The 8,148-nt window shown below is 61.2% G+C and carries 7 protein-coding genes and 2 pseudogenes; 3 read left to right on the top strand and 6 right to left on the bottom strand.

Features of this window, described 5'->3' with window-relative positions; genetic code table 11:
* Together EOC06_RS40900 and EOC06_RS21465 are read left to right on the top strand one after the other, a co-directional pair.
* Window positions 1-286: pseudogene (locus tag EOC06_RS40900) on the top strand (hypothetical protein); the annotation flags it as partial.
* A gap of 35 nt (window positions 287-321) precedes the next feature.
* Complete coding sequence (locus tag EOC06_RS21465; protein WP_128308732.1) at window positions 322-1,449, top strand: NAD(P)/FAD-dependent oxidoreductase; 1,128 nt, start codon at window positions 322-324, stop codon at window positions 1,447-1,449.
* On the opposite strand, the gene EOC06_RS21460 is transcribed toward EOC06_RS21465, so the two are convergent.
* The 6 genes from EOC06_RS21460 to EOC06_RS21435 all read right to left on the bottom strand — a co-directional run bounded on the left by EOC06_RS21460 (window position 1,439) and on the right by EOC06_RS21435 (window position 7,912).
* Entirely contained in the window at window positions 1,439-2,260 is an 822-nt protein-coding gene (locus tag EOC06_RS21460; protein ID WP_128308731.1) for a carbohydrate ABC transporter permease, read from the bottom strand. The genes EOC06_RS21465 and EOC06_RS21460 overlap by 11 nt on opposite strands.
* Window positions 2,261-2,262: 2 nt before the next feature.
* The gene (locus EOC06_RS21455) at window positions 2,263-3,129 is read right to left on the bottom strand and encodes a carbohydrate ABC transporter permease (RefSeq protein ID WP_128308730.1); all 867 of its coding nucleotides are present in this window, start codon (window positions 3,127-3,129) and stop codon (window positions 2,263-2,265) included.
* A gap of 56 nt (window positions 3,130-3,185) precedes the next feature.
* A complete protein-coding gene (locus tag EOC06_RS21450; protein WP_245469870.1) occupies window positions 3,186-4,481 on the bottom strand; it encodes a sugar ABC transporter substrate-binding protein in 1,296 nt (431 codons plus the stop codon).
* Between the two features lie 81 nt (window positions 4,482-4,562).
* Window positions 4,563-6,125, bottom strand: coding sequence for a putative N-acetylmannosamine-6-phosphate 2-epimerase (locus EOC06_RS21445; RefSeq protein WP_128308728.1), 1,563 nt, complete (start codon window positions 6,123-6,125; stop codon window positions 4,563-4,565).
* A 68-nt stretch (window positions 6,126-6,193) separates the two neighbouring features.
* Window positions 6,194-6,943: a GntR family transcriptional regulator gene (locus EOC06_RS21440; RefSeq protein ID WP_128308727.1), complete on the bottom strand. Its 750-nt coding sequence runs from the start codon at window positions 6,941-6,943 to the stop codon at window positions 6,194-6,196.
* 129 nt (window positions 6,944-7,072) lie between these two features.
* Window positions 7,073-7,912 (bottom strand): IclR family transcriptional regulator, encoded by an 840-nt coding sequence (locus tag EOC06_RS21435; protein ID WP_206631227.1) that lies wholly within the window; start codon window positions 7,910-7,912, stop codon window positions 7,073-7,075.
* Window positions 7,913-7,967: 55 nt separating this feature from the next.
* Here EOC06_RS21435 and EOC06_RS21430 point away from each other — a divergent pair.
* A pseudogene (locus tag EOC06_RS21430) lies at window positions 7,968-8,148 on the top strand (hypothetical protein); the annotation flags it as partial.

Here is an 8,148-nt window from a genome sequence, read left to right as displayed (position 1 = left end):
TTCCTGCATGGTCGGGCTTATTTGGCAGCCTGATCGTAGCCTTCGTGCTGTCGCTCAATGGCCCGAATATCTCGTTCTACCCGGCGCCACGCCTACCATGCCATCGGTCGCCTGGAGCGCACTGCGCTATGGCGTCAAGCCGGAGCTCTATGCGCTTCGTCGATCACCAACATTATGGTATTTGCCGCAATCGCGGTGCTTTATTTCGTTGCACGCTCGGACAGAAACGGCCGATGGAGTGACATGTCATGCTTGTGGTGCTTTCGGCGGGCCGGAATTCTGGTGAGGCCTGCTTGCACGTCCTGCATTGTGCCCCAGACGATGGAGGTCCCCGACGAGAAAGTCGATTGTATCGTCATCGGCACCGGCGTCGTCGGCCTGGCGATTGCGCGGCGGCTGGCGCTCGAGGGACGCGAAGTTCTTGTCGTGGAGGCCGAGGACAGCCCCGGGCTGGGCACGTCGAGCCGCAACAGCGAGGTCATCCATGCCGGCATCTACTATCCGAAGGGCAGCCTGAAAGCGCAGCTATGCGTCGAAGGAAAGAACGCGCTTTACCGCTATTGCGAAGCGCGCGGGATTCCGCACAAACGCATCGGCAAGCTGATCGTCGCCGCCAGCGACGCGGAATTGCCGATCCTGGAGGGGATCCGGACCAAGGCTGCGGACAATGGTGTTGCGGACCTGGAGATGCTCAGCCGCGCGGATGTGGAACGCCTTGAGCCTGAACTGGACGTTGCCGGCGCGCTTTTGTCCCCAAGCACGGGGATCGTCGACAGCCGCGCGCTGATGCTGGGGCTACAGGGCGATGCCGAGAATGCCGGTGCCACCTTTGCGTTTCGCGCGCCGGTTCTCGGCGGCAGCGTCGACGAAACGGGCTGCGAGCTCCAGTTTGGCGGCGATATGGAAGGCTATAGGATCGCCGCAAATCTGGTCATCAATGCGGCCGGATTGTCAGCCCATCTCGTTGCCCGGAGCCTTGCGGGCGGGCATGGCGGCAAAATCCCAGATGTCACCTACGTCAAAGGCAATTACTTTGCGCTTGGACGCCGCCCGTCCTTCAACCATCTTGTTTATCCGGTTCCGGAACCAGGCGGCCTCGGAGTTCACCTGACGCTGGATATGGCCGGATCGGTTCGTTTCGGGCCGGACGTCGAGCCCGTCGATGAGGTCGGCTACGCGGTCGACCCAACTCGGGCCACACCATTTTACGCGGCCATCCGACGCTATTGGCCGGGGCTGAGGGACGGGGAACTGGAGCCGAGCTATTGCGGGCTGCGGCCTAAAACGAACGGGTTGCAGTTCGGCGATTTCGACATTCTGGCAGATCCGTCCGGACGGCTGATCAGTCTTTTCGGAATCGAGTCACCTGGCCTGACAAGTGCGCTCGCCCTGTCAGATAGGGTTGTTCAACTAGTCAGAACGACGAACTCGTCTTGCTTTAGCCTTTGACCGCTCCAGCGGTCATGGATCCTGATATCTGCCGATACATCACAAGACCCAGCAAGGCCGGCGGCAAGGCACCCAGCATCATGACCGCGGAAGCGGTTCCCCATTTTACGCCGCCGCCGCTTGCGGCGAAGAAGAAGGACGCGCCGACCGTCATCGGCACGGCACGGCTGGTTGTCAGCATGAGACCGAAGAGGAACTCGTTCCAGGCAGTGATGAAGCCGAAAATGAAGGTTGTGACGAGCGCCGGTCGGATGACGGGCCGGACGATCATCATCATCACCTGCAAGGAACTTGCGCCATCGACTTTCGCCGCCTCGTCGAGTTCGACCGGTACATCTGAAATCGCGTTCACCAGGATGACGAGCGCAAGAGGCGCGTTGACGATGGTCAGGATGAGCCCGAGCCCGATCTGCGTATCGAGCAGGCCCAGCCACTGGTACATCATGTAAAGCGGGATCGCGAAGATGATCAGCGGTACGGCGCGAAGATTGATGACGATCGGCAGGACCAAGCGCTTTCCCGCGTCGCTACGCGCGATTGCATAGGCAGCCGGGAACGCGAGCACGATCGCAAGGCCGGTTCCGATCAGCGCCGCCACGGTGCTGTTCAGCAGGTAGGCATAGATGTTGAAGCGGCTGGTCTGCGTCAGAACCTCCAGATAGTTGTCGAGCGTCGGCTGGCTGATCCACAAACCGGGGTTCGTCGAAAGCTCGCGCTGGCTTTTGAGCGATGTGATCAGCGTCACGATAATGGGGAAATTCATCGCCAGCACGGCGATGGCAAAAACGATCCAGCGCAGTGCCCTGACCATCGTCAACGCTTCCTGCGGCCGGCAAGCCGGTTAAGGCCGTGGAGAACGATGAACGACGCCAGGAACAGGATAACCGAAGCGGCGACCGCCTTGCCGATAGCCCCTTCCTTGAAGAAGGCCTGATAGATGTAGATCGACAAGGACGTCGTTGACCCGCCAGCGCCACTGCCGGTCAGCGCATAGACATTGTCGAACACCCGGAAACCGTCGATGAAACGGATGAAAAACGCGATGACCAGCGTCGGCTTCATCAGCGGCAGGTCGATCCACCGAACGATCTCAAACGGTGATGCGCCATCGAGCGAGGAGGCTTCGCGCACGTCGAGCGGTATGGCCGAATAGGCCATGTAGAAGAGCAGGAAGGCGAAAGGCGTCCATTGCAGCGTCTCCACGACGACAAGGGTGCGGAAGGCATTGTCGATGTCGAGGAAGGCCGGGCTGTCGCCAAACCATTCGAAGAGATAGTAGGGGACGGGGCCCGCGAATTCATGCAGCACCAGCCGGTACATGAGACCGACCATGGCCGGTGCGACCATCAGCGGCAGCATCAACGGCGCCATCAGGACTGGACGCTTGCACAGAAGCGGCGCCAGGAAGATGGCAAGGAAAAGGCCGATCAGACATTCCGCCGATGCGCTAAGAATACCGAAGCGCAGCGAGAACCAGGCCGAGCTCCAGAATTCGCGGTCGTTCAACACCGCGACATAGTTACCGAAACCGCTCAACACCGGACTGCGCAAGGTCTCGAATGTGACGGTCGAAACGGAATAGATCAGATTGACGATCGCCGGAAAGCCGAGGAACAGAAGCAGGAAGCCGACCAGCGGCGTCAGATACATCCTGCCTTCGGCACGTGTCACAAGGGCCATGTCGATCCGCCAAACGCGCCGGACACCGGGCCTCGGCCCGGCATCCGGCCAATAATTTATTTCTTCAGAAGGTCCTGCATGCCCGCCTTGGTGTGGGCGAGCGCATCCTCGAGGCTCTGCTGGCCGGACCAGTAGCCGGTGAACTCCTTTGCCTGCAGCTCATAGACCGGGAGCGCACTCGCGGACGTCGCTCCGGTCATGACATAGCCGTACTTGCTGGCGAATTCGCCGAGCTTGACGAGGTCGGGACGTTCCTTCGCAACCTTGGCCACGACATCGGGAGACAATGCCGGCGAACCGCCGTTGCGCGCATAGAGCAAGGCCGCATCCTCGGTGGCGAGCCACTTCAGGAACTTGACGGCGCCTTCCTTGTTCTTGGCGTTCTTGTTAAGGCCCAAACCAAGGCCGTGGATATGATCAGCGCGTCCGTCGGAACCTGCCGGTGGCGCGACGATCCCGGTCACCTCGGCGACGGCCGGGGATTTTTCGGTGCTGGTCAGATCCGCCGCCGCGGCATTCCACTGCAGCGCCGTCGCGGCCTGGCCGGATGCGAAGGCCGCGTTGGTTTCCGCATATTCGTAGCTCAGCGAATCCTTGGGTGAAGAACCGGCATCATAGAGTTTCTTGTAGAGCTCGAGGGCGGTCTTGTAGGCATCGGAATCCACCGTGACATTGCCGTTCTTGTCCATCCAGTCGCCGCCGTAGGAGCGCGGCAGGGACTGGAAGACCATCATGTTGAACAGCAGGTTCTTCATCTGCAGGACCGTGCCATAACGCACCGGGCTGTCGGGGTTCACCTGCTTGGCGAAATAGAGGGCGGTGGCCGCCCAGTCGTCCCAGGTCCAGCTGTCCGGGTCTTTCGGCTGCAGCGGCTTGCCGAGATATTTCTGGGCGATTTCACCATAGGTCTTCTTGGCGGCGTCATCCCCGATCAAGGCGTCGATGAGATCCTTGCGGTAGTACATGAAGTGCAACGAAAGGTCTGTCGGCACGCCGTATTGCTTGCCGTCGAACTGCATCGTCTTGAGAACGGATTCGCCGAAAACCTTGATCGCGTCCGTGCCAAGATCGACCGGCTCCATATAGGGCGCGTAGCGACCGAGCGAGTAGGTGGCGACGAGGTTCACGTCGAAGGCACTGGATCCGGCCGCCATGTCAGCCTGCAGCTTGTCGTAAAAGCCTTCCCGGTTGAAGAACAGCAACTCCACCTTGTCGGCATCGCTGGCCTGCTTGTTGTAGGTTTCCACGGTTGCCCGCAGTGCGGTTTCCTCGGAGCCGCCAGGCCAGCCGAGCACGGTCACGGTTGCGTTGGCAAAGGTCGGCAAAGCCGTCCCCGCAAGGAGGGTGGCCATAAGCGCAAAAGATGTCCTGCTCAATTTCATGATCGTTCCCTTCTTTTTTGATGATTTTTGCATGACACGACCGGGGCGCCGTTACCTTGCCCATTCGGCAAGATCGGCAACACCGATGACGCCGGCGTGGCCTCCGAGCTTCGCCGCCACGAGATGGGGGGAAAGGCGCGGCGGGACCTCGCTCAGATGTGCGCGCACCCGGTCGAGATAGCCTTCTGCAAGACCGATGCTGCCGCCGATGACGATCAATTTCGGATCGAACATCATCTGAATGTCCCAGCATAGCGCCGCGACCCGCGAGGCGCTCCGCGAGACGATGGCGCCGGCCCAGTCCTCGCCCTTCAGCGCGTGTCCGAACACATCGGCGGCGTCCGCCTTGGAACCGGCCTTGAGGGCCTCCGAAGCGATCCAGCGGCCGGAGGTGCTGTCTTCGAGCGGAGCCCGGTCTTCAGACAGACCACGGATCAGACCGAAGTGACCGGCTAGACCGGACAGCAATCGGTCGTTGCAAACGATGCCGCCGCCAATTCCGGTCGAGATGGTCAGAAAGACGATGTCGCGACCTTGCCCGGCGCCGAATTTGTATTCGCCCCAGGCAGCCGCCTGGGCATCGTTGAACGCACAGACCGGCTTGCCGAAAACAGCGGATGCCCTTTCGACCAGCGGGTAGCCGTCGGGAATGCCAAGGGTTGCCGGATTCAATGCCGACCAGCGTCCATCCTGCACCAGTCCGGTCACCGCAATGCCGATGCGGCTGAAGCGGCTCGACCAGGCTGACGTGCTTTGCGCGAGGGATGCCAGCCAGGCGTCGGGTCCAGCCTCTCGCGCGGTCCGCACGATCTTGTCCTCGATCACCGTGCCATCGTTGACCAGCGCGGCCATGGTCTTGGTTCCCCCGATGTCGATGCCCAGGACGGATGGGCCCAGGACGGTTGGGCCCAGGACACTTGTGCCAAGGGCGGTTTGCGCGCCCCTCGCCGCATAGGCGTCGGAAAGCGCCTGGTGGAACCATGAGGTGACGTGCTCGGTACGGGTGATCGCCGAGCCGACAACCACGGCACAGGCGCCGGCGCGCGCGGCGGCAGCCGCCTGCTCAGGCGACCGGATACGCCCTTCGGCAATGACGTAGGGGGTCAGGGTTCGCATTTCAGCGATGAGGGCGATATCCGGATCCTGCGGCTCCGGCCCGCCGACATAGCCGGAAAGCGTCGTGCCGACGAAATCGACACCCGCGGCAAGGGCCCGGCGCGCATCGTCAAGGCAAGAGCAATCGGCCATGGTCAGCTTGTTCCTGGCCTTGACGGCTTTCACAAGCGCTTCGACAGGAACGGGACGGACACGCTCCGTCGCATCGAAAGCGATGATATCGGCGCCCGCCTCGGCCAGGGCCTCGACATCGGCCAGATAGGGTGTGATGCGCACGGGACTGTCGGTGAGATCGCGCTTGACGATACCGATGATCGGCACGCGGACGGCCAGGCGGGCGGCCGCGACATAGGGCACGGATTCGATGCGCAGGGCCTTGGCTCCGGCTTCAACAGCGGCCCTGGCAAAGCCCGTCACGAACTGCGCACTGTCCATCGGGCCGCCGGGAACCGGCTGGCAGGACACGATGAGACTGTTGGCGATGTCTTCCCGCTGCACGTCGGCACTCCCTTGTCGCCATCACGATAAATGGAAAATACCAGATTACAACCAGTTCATAACTGGTATTATCTTTGCAGCTCGAAGACGAAATCGTAGACGTCGCCTTTGTAGCGTGTCTCGCAGTATTCCACGATCTGTCCGTCGGCGAGAAAGCAGCGGCGCTCGGTCATCAGCAGCGGTGCGCCCGCGTCACAATGAAGGTGCTTTGCATCCTCCAGCGACGCGCCGCGCGAGCGCATGCGCTGGATTGCCCTCTGAGGCATGAAGCCGCGTGCATCAAGCGCTTCATAAAGGGAATCCTGAACCATCTCGGGCGAAGGAAGGAAGCGAACCGGCACGGCCGAGACCTCGACGGCGATCGGCGCGCCATCGGCCGTCCTCACACGACGCATGCGAACCACATTGGTATTGCCCGCAATACCCAGGGCCATCATTTCGGCCGGGGATGGACGGCTTATCTGCTTGGAAAGCCATAGACATCCAGGCTTCAGGCCGCGCGCCAGAATGTCCTCCGAAAAGCTCGTCAGCGTCGAAAGCGATTTTTCGACCCGCGACCCGATCTCGGTTTTGGAACCATGCCGGCGATTGAGCTGCCCTTCCTCTTCGAGCAACGCCAGAGCTTTTCTCACGGTGACACGCGAGATCGACAGGGCTTCCGCCAGAACCCGCTCGCCCGGCAGAACCGCGCCGGCTTTCAAAGCATTGGAACGGATCGCTGCCTCGATCGCCGATTTCAACCGTCTGTAAAGCGGCACATCGGACGCTGTCGCTTCCATTTCCCGACTGACAAGCCCGATCAGGTTCACGGTTGTCATTGCCCTTCCTCCCGCGCGAGAAGCACCCAGGATCAAAACATTCCTGACTGGACCTATACTGGTATTATCAATCCGGTGCAAACGGCCAGCGGACGGTGCTTCGCCGCGCCCTCAGCGCATCACGATCCCTTAGCGAACCCTCGGTGACAGCTTCATGGAGATGCGATCGCAGGCAGCCCGCAGGACCTCCAGAGTAAAGGCATGGCGGCTTTCACGCGTATGGCGATTGATATAGGCGACGATAATGGAGGCGACGGCGCTGCCGTCCGGTCCGATGACCGGACAGCAGATATCGGTGATGCCGACGAAGTCGCGGCTTTCGCGCATCCAGTAGCCGTCCGCGCGGATGGTACGAAGCTGCTTTTCCAGCGCGTCACGATCCAGCGGCGCCGGTGAATGCGCCGCACATTCATCGATCATCCGCGCTGCGACCTTTGGTGACTGGAAGGCAAGTATCACATGGCCGGAGGTCGCGTCGGTGGCCAGGCGGCCGTAGCCGAGGCGCAGCGTGAACGCCATGTCCTCGCCGCCGGGAGCGGCCGCGGTCACGACGGTCAAGCCATGATTGAAGACGACCAGGTGCGGCGACTGATTTGAGTCCCCGGCAATCTGCGTCAGCTCGGGCATGGCGGCGGACATGAGATCCTGAGCGCTCGGCGTGTGCAGCCCCAGCTTGAAAAGCTTGTCGGTCAACGAATAGGCGTCGGTCTCGGCGTTGCGCTCGATATATTGACGCTCCTGCAGCGCGATCAGCATCCGGAAAATCTCATTCTTCGAACGGCCGAGGCCTTCCGCGATCTCCTTCATCGTCAAGGGCGCCCGCGCCTCCGCCAGCAGTTCCAGGACATCCAGACCCTTGGTCAGTGCCGGGGCCGAATAGGTCGGTTTGCCACTCTCTTTTGCATCATCTGCCATTCGAAGAATCCCCGGTGGTCCCGCACGATAGAGACAAGAAATCGGAATTGCCATTGGTTTTATATCCAAACTTGACACCATATATAAAACTGACATGATGACGGGGACAATGAATTTCGAGGCCGACCCGATGACCGTACCGAGACCTGCAAACACTGTGCGCGCGACCATCACTCCCCGGAACAACAGTGTTTACACGTCGGTCGACTTCGATCGCGAGGGCAAGCAGATCGGTTTCTTCCATGTGCCTCAATCGCCGCACGACGATGCCTGGGGCACGGTCCGCGTTC

It is taken from the genome of Mesorhizobium sp. M7A.F.Ca.MR.362.00.0.0 (assembly GCF_004023175.1).
Classification (GTDB): domain Bacteria; phylum Pseudomonadota; class Alphaproteobacteria; order Rhizobiales; family Rhizobiaceae; genus Mesorhizobium.
The sequence above is the reverse complement of the archived record's forward strand: the minus strand, read 5'-3'. Positions and strand labels throughout refer to the sequence as shown.